Below are 17924 nucleotides of genomic sequence, written 5' to 3'. Positions count from 1 at the left end.
ACCGCGAGCGCCCCGACCCGACCGACGTGGACAGCTCGAACTTGCCCGGCGTCACCTACGCCCATCGTGAACCCCTCCCCGTAGCGCCGCCAACACCGGCTCGGGTCAAGATAGCAAAGTCAGTTTACGAACACGTCAGTTTGCCAGAAAGTGTGTACCAGGTCAGCCGTCCTGGCGGGGCAGCGTGCTCGCCAGCCGGCGCAGCGGCCCCGGCGACCACCAATTCCACCGCCCCAACAGGTGCATCAACGCCGGCAGCAGCACCATCCGGACCAGGGTGGCGTCCACCAGTACTGCCAGCACCAGGCCGACGCCGAACATCCGCATGAACGACACCTGGGCGGCGATCAATCCGGCAAACGAGATGGACATGATGAGCGCGGCGGCGGTGACCACCTTGCCGGTGTGTGCAACGCCGAGGATCACGCTGCGGTCCTGGTCCTCGGCGCTGCCGGAACTGCGCAGCCAGAACTCGCGGATCCGGGCCAGCAGAAACACCTCGTAGTCCATCGACAGGCCGAAGGCGATGCAGAACAACAGCACCGGGATGGTGGCCACCAGGGTGCCGATGGGGGTGGTCCCCAGTGCACCCAGATGGCCGTCCTGGAAGATCCACACCAGCGCACCGAAGGCAGCGGTGAGCGACAACGTGTTGAGCAGCAACGCTTTCAGTGGAAGCACCACACTGCCCGTCAGCACGAACAGCAGCACGAAGATCACCACCGCCATCAGGCCCAGCACCGGGCCCAGCGATCCGGCGATCGCAGCCACGCTGTCGCTGTTGGCCGCCGAGGCTCCGGTGATCAACACCGACCGGCCGCCGGGACCGCCGAGCTCCCGCAGACTCGTCAACTGGTTCTCTGCTGCTTCCGAGAACAGCGGCGCCGTGCCCGAGACCGTGAGATACGCACTGCCGTCGCGGATCTCGGCGCCTGTGGTCACCGGCCCGACCTGACGTCCCTGCGCATAGGTGCCGGTGGGGGCGGACACGGCGGTCACGTCCGCGATCTGCGACACCGCGAGGGCATAGTCCTGCCAGTCACCGTCGGTCAACCCATTGGCGTCGTCCACCACAACGATGCTCTCGGTACCAGACAGACTCGGAAACTCTTCGCGCAGAACATCACCCACCTGATGCGCCGAGGCCGACCGCGGCAGCGCCCGATCGTCGGGGTTGCCCCACTCGGCATTCAGGAACGGAACACCGAGTGCCACCAGCAGGGCCGCGCCGGCCACGCCCAGCAGCAGCGCGTGCCGGATGACGAAGGCGGTGCTGCGGTGCCAGAACCGGCTCTCCGGCGCACTGCGGCGGTGCCTGCCCTGCCGGGGAACCACCCGGTCCCCCAGCACGACGATCAGGGCGGGGGTCAGCACCAACGCCGCCACCGCGCACAACACCACCGTGGCCACCCCGGCGTAGGCGAAAGACCGCAGGAACGGAATGGGAAACAGCACCAGCGTCGCCATCGACAGCGCCACCGTCAGCGCCGAGAACACGATGGTGCGCCCGGCGGTGCTCATGGTGGTGCGCACCGCCCGGTCGGGGTCCGCACCGTCGGCGATCTCGTCGCGGTAGCGGCTCACCAGCAGCAGGGTGTAGTCGACCGCCAACGCGAAACCCAGTGCGGTGGTGAGGTTCAGCGCGAAGATCGAGACATCGGCCCACACTGCTATCAAGCGCAGCACCGCCAGACACCCCGCAATCGCCACCGCGGCCACCACCACCGGCAGCGACGCCGCCAGCAGCCCGCCGAACACCCAGATCAGCACCAGCAGACTCAGCGGCACCGCGATGGACTCCATGATCAACACGTCACGCAGCGTCTGGCCGGTGATCTGGGCGAACACCATCGCCGAACCGCCGGCCTGCAGGGTCACCGCACCGAAGTCGGTGAGCACCTCTCGGTTCACGGCGTCGACGAGGTCGGTGGCATACCCCGGCCCCTGGCTCTCACCGCCGCGCAACTCCAGGACCACCAGGGCGTGCTCGCCGTCGTCGGAGTACAACGCCGCGCCGGCCTGCTGCGGGGTGTTCCAGGGCGACACCACTGCAAGGACATTCGGATTGTCCTGCGCCACGTCCACGATCCGCCGGCCGGCTGCCGTGACGTCATCGGCGCGCGCCCCGTCGGGATGGCCGAGCACCAGGATCAGCTGCACGTCGCCCTTGCCGAACACCTCGGTCAGGGTCTGGTTGGCCCGCGCGGATCCGGCGCCGGGATCCAGGAACCCGCCGGCGGTCAGATGCGAGGCCACCGGCACACCCAGGATCGCGGCCGCGACGGCGGCCAGCGCCGCCAGCACCAGCACCCGTTTGGGCTGCTGCAGCGCCCACCGCGTCAGCGTCTGCAGGCTCACCCGGGCTCCGCGGCCTTGACCACGCGAGTCTGGTTGAAGGTCCACTCCTCTGCCACGACGGTGTCGGGCGACGGCTCGGCGTGCGCGTCGCTGACCGTCCACACCGCGGGACACAGCGGCACGGCCCGGGCCGCCGGGTCGCGGGAGGCGAACAGCGATTTCCGTTGCAGCGCAGTTTCGTCGACCCCGACGTCGACGAGTCCGTCGACGCGCCACCGGCGCGCACCCTCGATGCCACGGACGGCCGATTCACTCAGGGTGGCGTCCAGTACCAGGCAGTCACCAGGCGCCGCCTGCGCTGCGAGCAGGTCGGCGACCTGGCTGTAGTCCGAGCCGTACTTGGCGAACGGCGAGCGCTGCGCCAGGTAGTTGGGCAGCGCTGCCGCCGCGATCACCGCGAGGATCACGGCCACCGCCCGGGGGCTGCGTCCTATCGAAACCACGCCCACACCGATCAGCAGCGCCGCGGCCGGAGTGGTGAAGGTCAGATAGTGGGGCTGGTACAGCGGGCGGATCAGTGCCGAATACGCGATCACCGCCGCCGTCGGTAGCAGCACCCAGGTCGCGCACACCGTGACCAGCAGCCGCCGATCGGGGTGCGCCGGCGGCACCGGGGTACGCACGCGCCGCCAGATCAGCACCACGGCCAGGGTCACCAGCACACAGATCAGTGGTGCCACCCTGGCCCAGGCACCGAGCGCCACCGCGAACTGCTCGGCGGTGAACTGCTGCTGGTCGGGCCCCACCGCCCGCAGGCCGTCGGAGTACACCGACGGGAAGTACTGCTCGGCGAAGATCTGTCCCGCCGTGGCCGGGCCCAGTGGCCAGATCCAACTGACCTGGGCCTGCTGCCCGATCGCCATCGACAGCAGCGGCACCGCGGCCACCGTCGCCGCGCCACTTGCCGCTGCCCACGCGGCCAGCGACCGCCGGCCGGGAGCCAGCCCGCACAGCAGGACAGCGTGTGCGGCGAGCAGCAGCACCAGGAACAGGTTGGTGCACACCGAGATCCACAGCGCCGCCGCGTACGCCATCCACCAGCCGGGGCTGCTGCGCCGCGCGGCCACGATCAGCAGCACCGTCAGCCACACCGCGCAGGCCATGGTCAGGGCGTAGGGCCGGGCCTCGATGCCGGCCCAGGTGGTTCGGGGCAGGACCGCGAACACCACCCCCGCGGCGATCGCCTCGGGCCGGCCGACGAACTCGCGGGCCAACACCACCACCCCGGCGGCCGCGGCACCCACCAGCAGCGCGCTGGGCACGCGCAACCAGAACTCGGTGGCCGGCACCCACGCCGACCACACGTGCATCAGCAGGTAGTACAGGCCGTGCACGGCATCGGTGTGCTGCACCAGCGCCCACAGCTCGGGCAGCGGCCGAGCGGTCGCCGAGACGGTGGCCGACTCGTCCACCCACAGTGACGGACGCCCGCTGCCGATCAGGCTGATCAGGGTGGCGGCGATGGCCAGCAGCAGGGCATCCGGGCGGCGGGCAGCGGGGGCGGCGACGGGGGCCGTGGTCAGGGTCAGGACTGTCCGGCCCCGGCCGGGCCGCTCGCTGGCCGCCGTCATCGCCGACGGTTAGGAGTCGCCCCGAACAGCCTGCGCGGCCGCCCGGATCTGCGGCGTCACCAGCATGACCTGTCCCAGGATCCCGTTGACGAAGCCCGGTGAGTCATCGGTGGACAGCTCCTTGGCCAGTTCCACCGCCTCGTCCACGGCCACCGGCTCGGGGACGTCCTCGGCGTGCAGCAGTTCCCAGACCGCCACCCGCAGGATGGCGCGATCCACGGCGGGCAACCGTTCCAGCGTCCAGCCCTGGAGATGGGTGCTGATCAAGTCGTCGAGATGGGCGCGGTGCTCGGTGACCCCGCGCGCCACCGTCACGGTGTAGGGGTTCAGCGGTTCGATGTCGGCCTTCGAGTTGGCCAGCAGCGTCCGCGAATCGGCGACCTCGGACGGCGTGATGCCGCGGGCCTCCGCCTCGAACAGCAGGTCCACCGCGCGCTTGCGGGCGGCGTGCCTGCCGCGCGATTTGCCGACCTTGTCAGCCATTCACGCGACCCAGGTAGCTTCCGTCGCGGGTATCGACCTTGAGCTTGTCGCCCTGGTTGATGAACAGCGGCACCTGGATCTCGGCACCGGTCTCCAGCGTGGCCGGCTTGGTGCCCGCGCTGGAGCGGTCGCCCTGCAGGCCCGGCTCGGTGAAGGTGACGACGAGCTCCACCGACACCGGCAGCTCGAGGTACAGCGGCGAGCCTTCGTTGAAAGCGATCTGCACGGCCATCCCTTCGAGCAGGAAGTCCGACAACCGGCCGACCAGCTGCTCGGAGAGCGGATGCTGTTCGTAGTCCTCGGAATCCATGAACACGAAGTCACTGCCGTCGCGGTACAGGTAAGTGGCGTCGCGACGGTCCACGGTGGCGGTCTCGACCTTCACACCGGCGTTGTAGGTCTTGTCGACCACCTTGCCCGAGAGCACGTTCTTCAGCTTGGTCCGGACGAACGCCGGGCCCTTACCGGGCTTGACGTGCTGGAATTCGGTGATCTGCCACAGCTGGCCCTCGATGTTGAGGACGAGCCCGTTCTTGAAATCGGCAGTCGATGCCACGGTGGGTACTTCTCCTTGTGTTGAACAGACCGTCAGACGATCTGGAGTTCCTTCGGGAACCGGGTAAGCAGGTCGGGCGTCTGCGCGCCGACAACCAGCGTGTCCTCGATGCGGACACCGCCGCGATCGGGCAAGTAGACACCAGGCTCCACGGTCACCGCAGAACCAGCAAGAAGTGTACCGGCGGCGGAGGCGTTGATTCCCGGCGCTTCGTGGATCTGCAGCCCGACCCCGTGTCCCAGCCCGTGAGTGAACGTGTCGCCATAGCCCGCATCCACGATGACCTGCCGCGATGCGGCGTCGACGGCCTTGAGGTCGACGCCGGGGGCCAGCGCTTCGCGGCCCGCGCGCTGCGATGTGGCCACCAGTTCGTAGATCTCGCGCTGCCAGTCGGCCGCCGTGTCCAGCACGAAGGTCCGGGTCATGTCCGAGTGGTACCCGCAGACCAGCGCTCCGAAGTCGATCTTGACGAAATCGCCGCTGGCCAGCACCGCGTCGGTGGGCCGGTGGTGCGGGATCGCCGAGTTGGCGCCGGTGGCCACGATGGTCTCGAACGACGCGGCGTCGGCACCGTGGTCGAGCATCAGCGCCTCCAGGTCGCGGCGCACCTCCTTCTCGGTGCGTCCGGGGCGCAGCCCACCCTGGGTGATCAGGTCGGTCAGGGCGGCGTCAGCGGCCGAACACGCCAGCCGCAGCAGCGCTACCTCGCCGTCGTCCTTGACCTCACGCAGCGCCTCGACGGCGCCGGAGGACCGCACCAGCGTGGCTGTCGTCGCGCGCTCCAGCACGCTGAATCCGTCGACGGTGACGACGTGGCTTTCGAACCCGAGCCTGCGCACGCCGTCGCTCGCTGCGCGTTCGGCCAGGTACCGCCCGCAGGCCCGTTCGATCACCACTTCGAGATCCGGGGCCTGCTGCGCGGCCTGCATTCGATAGCGGCCGTCGGTGCTCAACACGGCGGGGCGGCCGTCGCCGAAGACCAGCAGCGCGGCGTTGGAACCGGTGAAACCGGACAGGTAGCGCACATTGTCGAGGTCGGTGACCAGCATCGCGTCCACCGCGCGGTCCTCGGCGAAGGCGGTGATCCGAGCACTCAGGTTGTCGCGTCGCTGGGAATGTGTCACGTGCTGTGACGCTACTCGCTACGCTGCTACCCCATGGCGAAGTGGCTACTGCGCGGGCTGGTGTTCGCGGCGTTGATGGTCGTGGTCCGGCTGTTCCAGGGCGCGTTGATCAACCAGTTCGAGACCCGGGCGCTGTTGATCAGCGCGGTGCTGCTGGCGGTCTACGTCGTGGTGGTGCTGCTCTGGGGGCTCGTCGACGGCCGCGGCGACGCGCGCACCAACCCCGATCCGGACCGGCGCGGCGATCTGGCGATGATCTGGCTGGTCGCGGGCCTGGTGGCCGGCGTGGTCTCCGGTGCGGTGTCCTGGTTCATCTCGATGATCTACCCCGACCTGTACGCGGGCGGTCTGGTCAATGAGCTGACCACCTTCGCCGCGTTCACTGCCCTGCTGGTGTTCCTGCCTGCCATCGTGGCCGTGGCGGTGGGCCGCTGGCTGGTGGACCGCAAGGCGCCGCCGTTCCAGCGTCGTCGCGACGACGATGACCGCGCCGACACCGATGTGTTCGCCGCCGTGCGCGACGACCGGCCGGAAACGGCGGAGGGCACCGAAGCGACCGAGCAGCAGTCCGCGGTGGCGACCGCCGAGCGCGAGGACACCGAGCGCAAGGACTAGCTGGCGACTTCCGAGTAGGCCGCCGCCAGCAGGGCCGGATCCGGCCCTTCCAGTCGGCCCGGCTTGGCGAGGCCGTCGAGCACCACGAACCGCAGCACACCGGCGCGGGACTTCTTGTCCCCGGCCATGTATTCGACAAGCTGGGGCAGCGCGTCGGCGTCGTAGCTCACGGGCAGCCCGAGCAGCTGCAGCACGCTGCGGTGCCGCGCGGCCGTCGCATCGTCGAGGCGCCCGGCCAGGCGGCCCAGCTCCGCGGCGAACACCAGTCCCACCGACACTGCCGCGCCGTGGCGCCAGCGGTAGCGTTCGCGACGTTCGATGGCATGGGCCAGGGTGTGGCCGTAGTTGAGGATCTCGCGCAGCGCCGACTCCTTCTCATCGGCGGCCACCACCTCGGCCTTCACTGCGATGGAGCGTCGGATCAGTTCAGGTAGAACGTCTTTGGACGGGTCGACGGCAGCCTCGGGGTCGGCTTCGATGAGGTCGAGGATCACCGGGTCGGCGATGAACCCCGCCTTGACGATCTCGGCCATGCCGGCCACCAGCTCGTTGCGGGGCAGGGTCTCCAAGGTGGCCAGGTCGACGAGCACCGCCCGGGGCTGGTGGAACGAGCCCACCAGGTTCTTGCCCGCCTCGGTGTTGATGCCGGTCTTGCCGCCGACGGCGGCGTCCACCATCGCCAGCAGCGTGGTGGGCACGTGCACGATCGAGACCCCGCGCAGCCAGGTGGCCGCGGCGAAGCCTGCCAAGTCGGTGGCCGCACCGCCGCCCAGGCTGATCACCACATCTTGACGTCCCACCCCGATGCGGCCCAGCACGTCCCAGATGAAGCCGACGACGGGTAGGTCCTTGCCCGCCTCGGCGTCCGGGATCTCGATGCGGTGCGCATCGATCCCCTTCTCCACCAGGTAGTTACGAATGGATTCGGCGGTCTGGGTCAGGGTGGGCTGATGCAGGATCGCCACTCTGTGGGCGCCGCTGACCTGCTCGCCCAGCTCACCGAGCAATCCCGTGCCGATCACCACCGGATAGGGCGGGTTCACCGCCACCTCGACGGTCACCGGGACGTCAGTCATTGCGGGCCTCCGCACGTCGCGCCGCCAGAGCGGCTGGGGTTGCTGGGGTCGGTGGAACGCTGGGCTTGGCCTGGCCGCCGGCGTCGCCGGCCTCGGGGCGGTCGCAGCGGGGCGGCGAGGGCGTCAACCGCCACGGGGACCGGCGGCGCCGGCGCGCAGGTCGGGCCGCGGCCGGGTTCTCCAACCGGTTGGCCAGATAACGGACCACCGCGCCGGGGTTACGACGGTTGGTGTTGATGCGCATGGTGGCCACCCGCCGATAGAGCGGAACCCGCTCCGACATCAGCGCGCGGTACTTCTCGGCCGCGTCACCGCCGGCCAACAGCGGACGCACCGAACCACCGGTGGTCCGCCGGATCCCTTCTGCGGCACCGATTTCCAGGAACACCACGGTGTGCCCGGCCAGCGCTTCACGGACACCGGGACTGGTCACCGCACCGCCGCCCAGGGACAGGATGCCGTCATGCTCGGCCAGCGCCGCCCGGATGACGTCCTCCTCGATGCGACGGAAGCCCTGCTCTCCCTCGGTCTCGAAGATCTCGGCGATGGACCGGCCTGCCGTCTCGACAATCTTGGCGTCGGTGTCCAGCAGCGGCACTCCCATCGCCTTGGCGAGACGCCGACCGATGGTCGACTTGCCCGAGCCGGGCATACCCACCAGAACAGCTTTGGGAGCCATGGTGTTATCCCATCGTCCTAACCCGAGGCCCTCGCGGGCTCGTGGGCGGCGATGGCGTCGAGGTAGGACTCGATGTTGCGGCGGGTCTCGGCCAGCGAGTCGCCGCCGAACTTGTCGAGGACGGCGCGGGCCACCACCAGCGCCACCATGGTCTCGACCACCACGCCCGCAGCGGGCACGGCGCACACGTCGGAGCGCTGGTGGATCGCCACGGCCTCATCTCCGGTGGCCATGTCGACGGTGGCCAGCGCACGCGGCACGGTGGAGATGGGTTTCATCGCAGCGCGAACCCGCAGCGGCTGGCCGTTGGTCATGCCGCCCTCCAGCCCGCCGGCCCGGTTGGTGGAGCGGATCACACCGTCAGGGCCGGGGTACATCTCGTCGTGGGCCTGGCTGCCGCGGCGGCGGGCGGTCTCGAAGCCGTCGCCGATCTCCACACCCTTGATGGCCTGGATGCCCATCACCGCGGCGGCCAGTTGGCCGTCGAGCCGGTTCTCCCCGCTGGTGAAGGAACCCAGTCCGATCGGCAGGCCGCGCACCACCACCTCGACCACACCGCCGAGGGTGTCACCGTCCTTCTTGGCGGCTTCGATCTCGGCGATCATCGCCGCTTCGGCGGCCTTGTCGAAGGCGCGGACCGGGCTGTCGTCGATGGCGGCCAGGTCAGCGGCCTCGGGTGGCGGGCCCGCGTACGGCTCGGAGGCGCCGATGGCGATGACGTGCGAGACCACCTCGACACCGAGCGCCTGGCGCAGGAACTCCCGGGCCACGGTGCCGGCCGCCACGCGGGCGGCGGTCTCCCGGGCGCTGGCGCGCTCGAGTACCGGGCGGGCGTCGTCGAAGCCGTACTTGAGCATGCCGGCGTAGTCGGCGTGGCCGGGCCGGGGCCGGGTCAACGGGGCGTTTCGGGCCACATCGAGATCCTCGGCCGCAACCGGGTCCGAGGCCATCACGGTTTCCCACTTGGGCCACTCGGTGTTGCCGATCTCGACGGCGATCGGTCCGCCCAGGGTGCTGCCATGGCGCACCCCAGCCAGCACCGTCACCTGGTCCTTCTCGAATTTCATCCGGGCGCCGCGGCCGTAGCCGAGCCGGCGCCGGGCCAACTGGTCGGCGATGTCCCCCGACGTCACCCGCACACCGGCGACCATGCCCTCGATCACAGCCACCAATGCGCGGCCATGAGATTCACCAGCAGTGGTCCAACGCAACACGTGTCCCATCCTCCCATGGCCCATTCCCCAACAGTTAATCGGCAAATACTGCTCACATAGGATCTCTATCCGATGACGGCCGACGATGACTCCCCTTCGCGGCTGCTGATCCCGACCCTGGTTCTGCTCACCACCGTCACCGGTGTGGTCAGCAGTCTGGGCGCTCCGCTGGTGCCCACCATCGCCGCCGAACTCGGCGTCTCCCTCGGTGCCGCGCAGTGGACCCTGACTGTCTCGATGCTGGCCGGTGCGGTCGCCACCCCGCTGATGGGGCGGGTGGCCGTCGGCGCCCGCCGCCGGCCCGTGGTGCTCGGCGGGCTGCTGCTCGTGGTCGCGGGCACGGTGCTGTCGGCGGCCGCCTCGCGGTACGACGGCGACCTGGCCCTGGCGCTGCTGATCGCCGGCCGGGCCGGCCAGGGCATCGCGCTGGGCCTGGCACCGCTGGCCATGGCCGTCGCCCGGGACATCCTGCCGGCCGCGCGGGTGGCGCCGGTGGTGGCCATGCTGTCGGTGGGCACGGTGGCCGGCGCCGGCCTGGGCTATCCCCTGACCGCACTGGTGGCCCAGGCCGGCGGACTGTCGGCGGCGTTCTGGTTCGGCACAGCGCTGACGGCGGCGACGCTGCTACTGACGTGGCGGCAGCTACCCGCCGCGGCGCCGGTGCCGGTGCCGGGGGTGCGACTGTCGGAGGCGGTGCTGCTCTCGGCGGCCACCGTGGCGCTGCTGCTGGGAGTCAGCCAGACCACTACGTGGGGCTGGACCGACCTGCGGACGCTGAGCCTGTTCATCGTCGGTGCGGTGACACTCGCCGGCTGGGTGGCGACCACGTTGCGCCACCGCGACCCGCTGGTGGATCTGCGGCTGGCGTTCAGCGGGGGCGCCGCTGCGCCCAACATCACCGGTCTGCTGGCCGGCACCGGGATGTACATGGGTCTGACGCTGCTGATGGTGTTGGTCCAGGCCGACACCCCGAGCGGCTGGGGACTGGATCAGCCGGTGGCGGTGGCCGGGTTGATGCTGGTGCCGTACTCGGTGATGAGCGTGCTGGGCTCACGGGTGTCGCTGTGGGCGGGCACCCGGATGGATCCCGGCAAAGTACTGCCCGTCGGCTGCGCGCTGTACCTGCTGTCGACGGTGCAGTTGGCGGTGGCGCACGACCAGGTGTGGCAGGCGCTGCTGTCGATGGCGGTGGCCGGCCTGGGCAGCGGCGCGACGTTCGCGACCCTGCCGGTGCTGTTGGTGCGCGCGGTGCCGGCCGAACAGACGTCCAGCGCGCTGGCGTTCAACCAGGTGCTGCGCTACATCGGCTTCTCCACCGGCAGCGCGGTCGGGGTGACGGTGCTGACGCTGGTCAGCGGCCCGGTGCCGGACGAGCACGGCTTCACCGCGGCCATGGCCGTCAACGCCGCGGTCTGGGTGCTCGCCATCGTGGTCGTCGTCCTGCGGGTCCGGCGTGACACCCAGAGGTAGTCACGCCGGGATCGCCAGCACCACGGCCGTCGCCAGGCACATCGACGGCCCGTGCGGCACCACCCGCGAGCGCATCAGCAGCGCCAGCAGCAAGGTCAACACCGGAGCCAGGAGCGCCGCCGGCACCCACGCCTCGATACCCGCCGCTCCGGTGGCCGCACCCAGTCCCAGCGCCAGCTTCACGTCGCCGGCGCCGAACCCGCCGAGCAGAAACCCGGCGAGGTACACCGCGGCCAGCACCGCCGCCCCCAACGCGGCGGCTGCACCACGACCATCGAGCCCGGCGATCACCAGGATCACCGCGAACCCCGGCAGCGTCAACAGGTTCGGCAGCCGCCGCCAACGCAGATCGCAGACGCTCAGCACCCCGAGCCAGACCGCAAGCACCACCATGGCGGCACGTTAAGTTAGGGCGGCCGCCATCTGTGTGCGCGGAGCGGGGCGGCCTGTGAATTGTTCGACCTGGGCATAGGCCTGGTGCAGCAACATCTGCAGCCCGCTGACCACTCGCCCGCCCGCGGCGCCCACCGCCACGGCCAGCGGGGTCGGCCACGGGTCGTAGATGGCGTCCAGCAGCACGGGCGCGCCCGCGAGCACACCGGCCAACGGCGCCGCCGCGTCGGCGGGCACCGTGCTGACCAGCACCGCGGCTGCCGCGGCGCGCCGCGCCAGCGTCTCGGGCTCCAGCGTCGTGCACTCCGCGCCCACACCCAGGGCCCCGGCCAGCGCCAGCAGCCGGGCGGCCTTGTCCTGGTTGCGCGCCGCCACCACCACGTGGTCGATCCCCAGCGTCGCCAGCCCCACCAGCGCCGCGGGCGCGGTGCCGCCGGCACCGAGCACCAGGGCCGATCCGGTGAGCGGTCCGCCCAACGCCCCGGCCACCCCGTCGACATCGGTGTTGTCGGCACGCCAACCGGACTCCGTGCGCAGCAGGGTGTTCGCCGAGCCCACCAACTCCGCCCGTTCGGTGCGTTCCGAGGCGTAGGCCAGGGCCGCGAACTTGCCCGGCATCGTCACCGACAGCCCCACCCATTCCGGGCCCAGTGAATCCACCAGGGCCGGTAGCTGCTCGGCGGTGCACTCGATGCGGTCGTAGGTCCAGCCGGTCAGGCCCAACGCGCGGTAGGCCGCCAGGTGCAGCTGAGGCGAGCGGGAGTGCGCGATCGGCTTGCCCAGCACCGCGGCCTTGCGGTCACCGGGCACTGTCGAGGACGCCGTTGCGCTGCGCCACCTGGATGTTGGCCAGGTGCTGCTCGTACTCACGGGTGAACAGAGTGGTGCCCTGCATGTCGATGGTCACGAAGAACAGCCAGTCCCCCGGCTCGGGACGTTCGGCCGCGGCCAGGGCGGCCTCACTGGGCGAGGAGATGGGGGTGGCGGGCAAGCCGAAGGACGCGTAGGTGTTCCACGGTGTCACGCGGGCCCGGTCCGCGTCGGTGGTGGCGATCTCCTGGCGGTCCAGCGAGTAGTTCACCGTGGAGTCGAACTCCAGCTTCCGGTTCTCGGCGAGCCGGTTGTAGATCACCCGGGCCACTTTTGGGAAGTCCTGCGGCAGCGACTCCCGCTGCACCAGCGACCCCACCACCAGCACGTCGTAGGGCGAGATGTTCATCGCCGCGGCGGTGTCCAGCAGCCCGGATGCCTCGTAGCGGGCGGAGCTGGCCGAGATCAGCGAGGCCAGGATCTGCTCCGGCGGCGCCGATGGATCGACGTCCCAGGTGCCCGCCGCGATCAGCCCTTCCAGCCGTCGGTGATCCCCGCCCATAGCGGTGGCCGGTTCGATGGCCCACTGCGGCACCTGCAGAGCCTCGAGGTTGTCCCCCGACGCCGCGTTGCGCAGGTCGTCCACCGACACGCAGGACTGCTGCCCGTCCAGGTCGGTGCAGGTGGCCTGAGCGATCAGCGACAGCACCCCCGGAGTGACGGCCCCGGTGCGCACGTCGGTCATGTCGTCGAGTTGACGGCCTTCGGGGATGGTGAAATTGCCGACGCGGTTGGCCGGATCGATCAGGCGGTCCACCGCGGAGCCGGCCGGGATCTCGGTGCGCACCTTGTAGAAGCCGGGCTGGATGGCGGCCATGGCCGAGTTGTTGCTCGCTGCAGTGACGAACCCGTCCAGCGTGGCGACCACGCCGGCGTCGAGCAGGGTCTGCCCGATCGCAGTGGCCGAATCCCCCGGATGCACCTGGATCACCACGTCGGAGACGCCGTCGCCGGTGTAGTCCGAGGGAGCTCCGAACATCGAATGCCACAACCGGGAGCCCAGGAACACGGTGCCGATGACGACGGCGATCAGCATGGCCACGGACAGTGCGGCCACGGTGCGGCGCCGGCGGCGGGCCCGTTCGGCCCTGATCCGCGCCGCCCGCGTCATGCCGCGCCGGGGCGGGCCCACCGCCACCGGCTGTGCGCGGTCGTCCCAGTCGTCAGCCATGCTGCTCCTCCGGTGTGACGGCCCCCGCCGATTCGGTCAAGACAGTGCGACGTTGATCCAGCCACCCCTGCAGGATCGCCACGGCCGCCGCCTGGTCGACGACGGCCCGCTGGCCGCGCGCGGTGATCCCGGCCTCCCGCAGCGACCGTTGCGCAGTGACGGTGGTGAGCCGCTCATCGGCCAGCCGCACCGGCACCGGCGCGATCCGCTCAGCCAGCCGGTCGGCGATGTCGATGGCGTCCAGCGCCGAGGACCCGGCCCGGTCGGCCAGGGTGCGCGGCAGTCCGACGATCACCTCCACCGCCTCGTACTCCGACACGAGCTGGCGCAGCCGGCGCAGGTGCCGCCCGGACTTCTCGCGCCGGACGGTTTCCACGGGGGTGGCCAGGATGCCGTCGGGGTCGCAGGTCGCGACCCCGATGCGCACCGTGCCCACATCCACGCCGAGGCGGCGCCCACGACCGGGGTCATCACCGCCGGGCCGATCGGGCAGCCGAGTCTGGCCGGAGGTCGCCTCGTGGGATGGCACAGCAGGCTAGCTCCGGGCGACTTCCGCGCGCAGCGCCTGAAGCGCCGCATCGATGCCTGCGGCGTTGCGGCCCGAGCCCTGCGCCAGATCCGGCTTGCCGCCGCCGCGGCCGTCCACGGCCGTGGCGAGCACCTTCACCAGGTCGCCGCTCTTGAGTCCGAGGTCCTGAGCCGCGGCGTTGGCGGCCACCACGTATGGCACCGAGCCGCCTTCACCTTCGGCGATCAGGGCGACAACGGCCGGGTCGTTGCCGAGCTTGCCGCGGATGTCGCCGATCAGCGAACGCAGATCGCCTGCCGACATCTCGCCGGACATCCGCTGGGCCACCAGCCGGACCTTACCGACGGTCTCGGCACCGGCGGCCGCATCGACCGCCGCCGAGCGCGCCGTGGCCAGCCGCACCTTCTCGAGTTCCTTCTCCGCGGTGCGCAGTTTCTCCACCAGTGTGGCCACCCGGGCGGGCACCTCCTCCGACGGCACCTTGAGCGACGACGCCAGCCCCGCCATCAGGGCGCGTTCCTTGGCCAGGTGCTTGAACGAGTCCAGCCCGACGTAGGCCTCAACGCGGCGCACGCCGGAACCCACCGAGGATTCACCCAGCAGCGTCACCGGGCCGATCTGCGCCGAGTTGTGGACATGCGTTCCGCCGCACAGTTCCAGCGAGAACGGCCCACCGATCTCCACCAGGCGGACGTCCTCGGGGTAGGCCTCGCCGAACAGCGCCATCGCGCCCATCGCCTTGGCCTTCTCCAGCTTGGTGTACATGGTGTTGACGGGGTAGTCGGCCTCGACGGCCTCGTTGGCCACCATCTCGATCTCGGTGCGCTGCTCTTCCGACAGCGGGCCCTGCCAGTTGAAGTCGAAGCGCAGATAACCGGGCCGGTTCAAGGAGCCGGCCTGCACGGCGTTGGGGCCGAGGATCTGGCGCAGCGCGGCGTGCACCATGTGGGTGCCGGAGTGGCCCTGGGTGGCGCCGTGGCGCCACTTCGGGTCGACGTCGGCGGTCACGGTGTCGCCCTCGACGAACTCACCGGATTCCACGTTGACCCGGTGCACGAACAGCGTCTTGGCGATCTTCTGCACGTCGGTCACCTGGGCGCGCGCCGCACCGCCGGCGCCGGAGATGGCACCGATATCGGCGATCTGACCGCCGGATTCGGCGTACAGCGGGGTGCGGTCCAAGACGATCTCCACCCGGTCCGGGGTCGCGCCTTCTCCCCCGTGGGTGATGACCGGCACCCGCTTACCGTCCACGAAGATGCCGAGAATCGTTGCCTGCGAGGACAATTCATCAAAGCCGGTGAATTCGGTGGGTCCGGCGTCCACCAGCTCGCGGTAGGCGGACAAGTCGGCGTGCGCGTGCTTGCGGGCGGCGGCGTCGGCCTTGGCGCGCTGGCGCTGCTCGTTCATCAGCTCGCGGAAACCGGCCTCGTCGACCGAGAGTCCCGCTTCGGCGGCCATCTCCAGGGTGAGATCGATCGGGAAGCCGTAGGTGTCGTGCAGCGTGAAGGCGTTGGCGCCGGAGAGCACCGTGACACCGGCGGCCTTGGTGGACTGCGCGGCGTCGTCGAACAGTTTGGACCCGGCGGCCAGGGTGCGATTGAAGGCCGTCTCCTCGGCGACGGCGATGCGGTTGATCCGGTCGAAGTCGGTGACCAGCTCGGGGTACGACGGCCCCATCTCGTCGCGCACGGTCGTCATCAACTGGCTCATGATCGGCTGCTCGACGCCCAACAGCTTGGCGGCCCGGATGATCCGGCGCAGCAGGCGGCGCAGCACGTAACCGCGGCCTTCGTTGCCGGGGGTGACGCCGTCGCCGATGATGATCGCCGCGGTCCGGCTGTGGTCGCCGATGATGCGGTAGCGGACGTCGTCGTCGTGGTTGCCCGCCCCGTAGCCGCGCGGCGCGATCGAGGCCACCAGGTCGATGACCGGGCGCACCAGGTCGGTTTCGTAGACGTTGTCCACACCCTGCAGCAGGCAGGCGATGCGCTCGACACCCATGCCGGTGTCGATGTTCTTGCGCGGCAGCGGGCCCAGGATCTCGAAGTTGTCCTTCGAGGTGCCCTCGCCGCGCTCGTTCTGCATGAACACGAGATTCCAGATCTCGATGTAGCGGTCTTCGTTGGCTTCGGGGCCGCCACCGACGCCGTATTCAGGGCCACGGTCGTAGTAGATCTCCGAGCACGGTCCACACGGCCCGGGGATGCCCATGGACCAGTAGTTGTCGGCCATGCCGCGGCGCTGGATGCGCTCCAGCGGCAGGCCGGCCACCTCCTGCCAGATTTCGATGGCCTCGTCGTCATCGAGATACACCGTCGCCCAGAGCTTTTCGGGATCAAAGCCGTATCCGCCGTCGTCCACCGAATTGGTCAGCAGGCTCCAGGCCAGCTCGATGGCGCCCTTCTTGAAGTAGTCGCCGAAGCTGAAGTTGCCGGCCATCTGGAAGAAGGTGTTGTGCCGGGTGGTGATGCCCACCTCTTCGATGTCCGGCGTGCGGATGCACTTCTGGACGCTCGTGGCCCGCTCGTAGGGCGGGGTGCGCTGTCCGAGGAAGAACGGCACGAACTGCACCATGCCGGCGTTGACGAACAACAGGTTGGGGTCGTCGAGAATCACCGAGGCGCTGGGCACCTCGGTGTGGCCCGCCTTCACGAAATGATCGAGGAACCGCTTCCTGATCTCGTGTGTCTGCACGTGGTCACTTCTTCCTTCTCGCCTGGCGTCAACCGCCTAACAGTACCGGGGTGGCCGACTGCGGCGGACAAGGCAGCACCGCGTCATCAGCCGCCGAGAAAGCTCAGCCGCACCGACCGCCGCGGGTTGTCCCGATTGAGGTCAACGAGCACCACGCTCTGCCAAGTTCCCAGCAGCAGCCGGCCGGCCTGAACCGGGACGGTCACCGATGGCGAGACAATGCCGGGCAGCACGTGGTCGGCGCCGTGGCCGGGCGAGCCGTGGGAGTGCCGGTAGCGGTCGTCGCGCGGCAGCAGCCGTTCGAGCGCGTCGAGCAGGTCGTCGTCGGAGCCAGCGCCGGTTTCGATGATCGCCACGCCCGCGGTGGCGTGCGGAACGAACACATTGCACAACCCGTCTCCGCGGGCGGAGCAGAACGCGGCAACGTCATCGGTGAGGTCGACCAGGCGGCGGGTGCGGGTGTCGATGTCGAGTACGTCGGTGAACACCCCTCCACCCTACGAACTGCTGTGAATTCATATTCGACCGCGGCGACCGTTTATTTGACGTTTGCGTCGGGTATTTCACCTGCACCTATTCGACTCGTCTTGCCCTGGAGGAATCATGACAGTCACCGGCATCATCACCGCAATCATCATCGGCGCAGTGATCGGCCTCCTGGGCCGCCTGCTGCTGCCAGGTAAGCAGCCGATCGGCGTGCTGCTCACCATCGTCGTCGGCATCGTGGCCGCACTCCTGGGTACCTTCCTGGCGCGGTCGATGGGCATCGCCACCGCCACGGCGGGCGTCGACTGGATGGAGCTCCTGGTCCAGGTCGTCCTCGCGGTCGTCGGTGTCGCGCTGGTCAGCGCTCTGACCTCAAAACGCCGTGGTGGCGTGGTCCGCCGCTAAAGCCCCTGATTCGATCCCGGCCGACGTCCCCTCCCCGGTGCGTCGGCCGGGATCTTCTTGTGTCAACCCTTGATTCTTCACCGTTGCCTGACGCGCCAGCCCACATCTGTGCGGTTTACTCCGCGACACGCCGCCGCAGCCGAGCTCAGCACACATGTGTGCCCGGCGTGAAGCCGCCACACCCCACAACTGTGCGGTTTACCGCGCAACACGCCGCCGCGCCCGAG

General features: G+C 69.9%; 17 protein-coding genes. 3 read left to right on the top strand and 14 right to left on the bottom strand.

The window, feature by feature from the left end:
• Nucleotides 1-162: 162 nt before the first annotated feature.
• Genes G6N58_RS21755 through G6N58_RS21735 form a run of 5 tightly spaced genes read right to left on the bottom strand, consistent with a single transcriptional unit; the run spans nucleotide 163 to nucleotide 6092 of the window.
• Nucleotides 163-2358 (bottom strand): MMPL family transporter, encoded by a 2196-nt coding sequence (locus tag G6N58_RS21755; RefSeq protein WP_232067951.1) that lies wholly within the window; start codon nucleotides 2356-2358, stop codon nucleotides 163-165.
• Nucleotides 2355-3929: a glycosyltransferase family 39 protein gene (locus tag G6N58_RS21750; RefSeq protein ID WP_115277317.1), complete on the bottom strand. Its 1575-nt coding sequence runs from the start codon at nucleotides 3927-3929 to the stop codon at nucleotides 2355-2357. The genes G6N58_RS21755 and G6N58_RS21750 overlap by 4 nt, the downstream gene beginning before the upstream one ends.
• Before the next feature lie 9 nt (nucleotides 3930-3938).
• On the bottom strand, nucleotides 3939-4412 hold the full coding sequence (nusB, locus tag G6N58_RS21745) for a transcription antitermination factor NusB (protein WP_115277318.1): 474 nt from the start codon (nucleotides 4410-4412) through the stop codon (nucleotides 3939-3941).
• Nucleotides 4405-4968, bottom strand: a complete 564-nt coding sequence (efp, locus tag G6N58_RS21740; RefSeq protein WP_068916641.1) for an elongation factor P — start codon at nucleotides 4966-4968, stop codon at nucleotides 4405-4407. Before efp ends, nusB begins: the two co-directional genes overlap by 8 nt.
• 32 nt (nucleotides 4969-5000) lie before the next feature.
• Nucleotides 5001-6092, bottom strand: coding sequence for a M24 family metallopeptidase (locus G6N58_RS21735; protein ID WP_115277319.1), 1092 nt, complete (start codon nucleotides 6090-6092; stop codon nucleotides 5001-5003).
• A 33-nt stretch (nucleotides 6093-6125) separates the two neighbouring features.
• Here G6N58_RS21735 and G6N58_RS21730 point away from each other — a divergent pair, with 33 nt between their 5' ends.
• Nucleotides 6126-6707, top strand: coding sequence for a B-4DMT family transporter (locus tag G6N58_RS21730; protein ID WP_115277320.1), 582 nt, complete (start codon nucleotides 6126-6128; stop codon nucleotides 6705-6707).
• Here the strand turns inward: G6N58_RS21730 and aroB are convergent.
• Genes aroB through aroC form a run of 3 tightly spaced genes read right to left on the bottom strand, consistent with a single transcriptional unit; the run spans nucleotide 6704 to nucleotide 9676 of the window.
• A complete protein-coding gene (gene aroB, locus G6N58_RS21725; protein ID WP_115277321.1) occupies nucleotides 6704-7783 on the bottom strand; it encodes a 3-dehydroquinate synthase in 1080 nt (359 codons plus the stop codon). The genes G6N58_RS21730 and aroB overlap by 4 nt on opposite strands.
• A complete protein-coding gene (locus G6N58_RS21720; protein WP_115277322.1) occupies nucleotides 7776-8462 on the bottom strand; it encodes a shikimate kinase in 687 nt (228 codons plus the stop codon). Before G6N58_RS21720 ends, aroB begins: the two co-directional genes overlap by 8 nt.
• A 17-nt stretch (nucleotides 8463-8479) precedes the next feature.
• Nucleotides 8480-9676, bottom strand: a complete 1197-nt coding sequence (aroC, locus tag G6N58_RS21715; RefSeq protein WP_068919795.1) for a chorismate synthase — start codon at nucleotides 9674-9676, stop codon at nucleotides 8480-8482.
• Nucleotides 9677-9748: 72 nt separating this feature from the next.
• Here aroC and G6N58_RS21710 point away from each other — a divergent pair, with 72 nt between their 5' ends.
• Nucleotides 9749-11146 carry an MFS transporter gene (locus G6N58_RS21710; protein ID WP_115277323.1) on the top strand — a complete coding sequence of 466 codons (1398 nt, stop codon included), beginning with the start codon at nucleotides 9749-9751 and terminating at the stop codon, nucleotides 11144-11146.
• Here G6N58_RS21710 and G6N58_RS21705 read toward each other — a convergent pair whose 3' ends face one another.
• The 6 genes from G6N58_RS21705 to G6N58_RS21680 all read right to left on the bottom strand — a co-directional run bounded on the left by G6N58_RS21705 (nucleotide 11147) and on the right by G6N58_RS21680 (nucleotide 17294).
• Nucleotides 11147-11539 carry a prepilin peptidase gene (locus G6N58_RS21705; protein ID WP_115277324.1) on the bottom strand — a complete coding sequence of 131 codons (393 nt, stop codon included), beginning with the start codon at nucleotides 11537-11539 and terminating at the stop codon, nucleotides 11147-11149.
• Nucleotides 11540-11548: 9 nt separating this feature from the next.
• Nucleotides 11549-12349 (bottom strand): shikimate dehydrogenase, encoded by an 801-nt coding sequence (locus G6N58_RS21700; protein WP_115277325.1) that lies wholly within the window; start codon nucleotides 12347-12349, stop codon nucleotides 11549-11551.
• A complete protein-coding gene (locus tag G6N58_RS21695; RefSeq protein WP_115277326.1) occupies nucleotides 12339-13580 on the bottom strand; it encodes an endolytic transglycosylase MltG in 1242 nt (413 codons plus the stop codon). The genes G6N58_RS21700 and G6N58_RS21695 overlap by 11 nt, the downstream gene beginning before the upstream one ends.
• The gene (gene ruvX / locus G6N58_RS21690; RefSeq protein WP_115277327.1) at nucleotides 13573-14109 is read right to left on the bottom strand and encodes a Holliday junction resolvase RuvX; all 537 of its coding nucleotides are present in this window, start codon (nucleotides 14107-14109) and stop codon (nucleotides 13573-13575) included. Before ruvX ends, G6N58_RS21695 begins: the two co-directional genes overlap by 8 nt.
• Nucleotides 14110-14115: 6 nt before the next feature.
• The gene (alaS, locus tag G6N58_RS21685) at nucleotides 14116-16806 is read right to left on the bottom strand and encodes an alanine--tRNA ligase (RefSeq protein WP_115277328.1); all 2691 of its coding nucleotides are present in this window, start codon (nucleotides 16804-16806) and stop codon (nucleotides 14116-14118) included.
• An 86-nt stretch (nucleotides 16807-16892) separates the two neighbouring features.
• Nucleotides 16893-17294 carry a secondary thiamine-phosphate synthase enzyme YjbQ gene (locus tag G6N58_RS21680; RefSeq protein WP_115277329.1) on the bottom strand — a complete coding sequence of 134 codons (402 nt, stop codon included), beginning with the start codon at nucleotides 17292-17294 and terminating at the stop codon, nucleotides 16893-16895.
• A gap of 115 nt (nucleotides 17295-17409) precedes the next feature.
• Between G6N58_RS21680 and G6N58_RS21675 the strand changes: the two genes are divergently transcribed.
• A complete protein-coding gene (locus G6N58_RS21675) occupies nucleotides 17410-17697 on the top strand; it encodes a GlsB/YeaQ/YmgE family stress response membrane protein (RefSeq protein ID WP_115277330.1) in 288 nt (95 codons plus the stop codon).
• Nucleotides 17698-17924: the final 227 nt, after the last annotated feature.

Origin of the sequence: Mycolicibacterium tokaiense, assembly GCF_010725885.1 — a bacterium.
GTDB classification, from domain to species: Bacteria; Actinomycetota; Actinomycetes; order Mycobacteriales; family Mycobacteriaceae; genus Mycobacterium; species Mycobacterium tokaiense.
The sequence above is the reverse complement of the archived record's forward strand: the minus strand, read 5'-3'. Positions and strand labels throughout refer to the sequence as shown.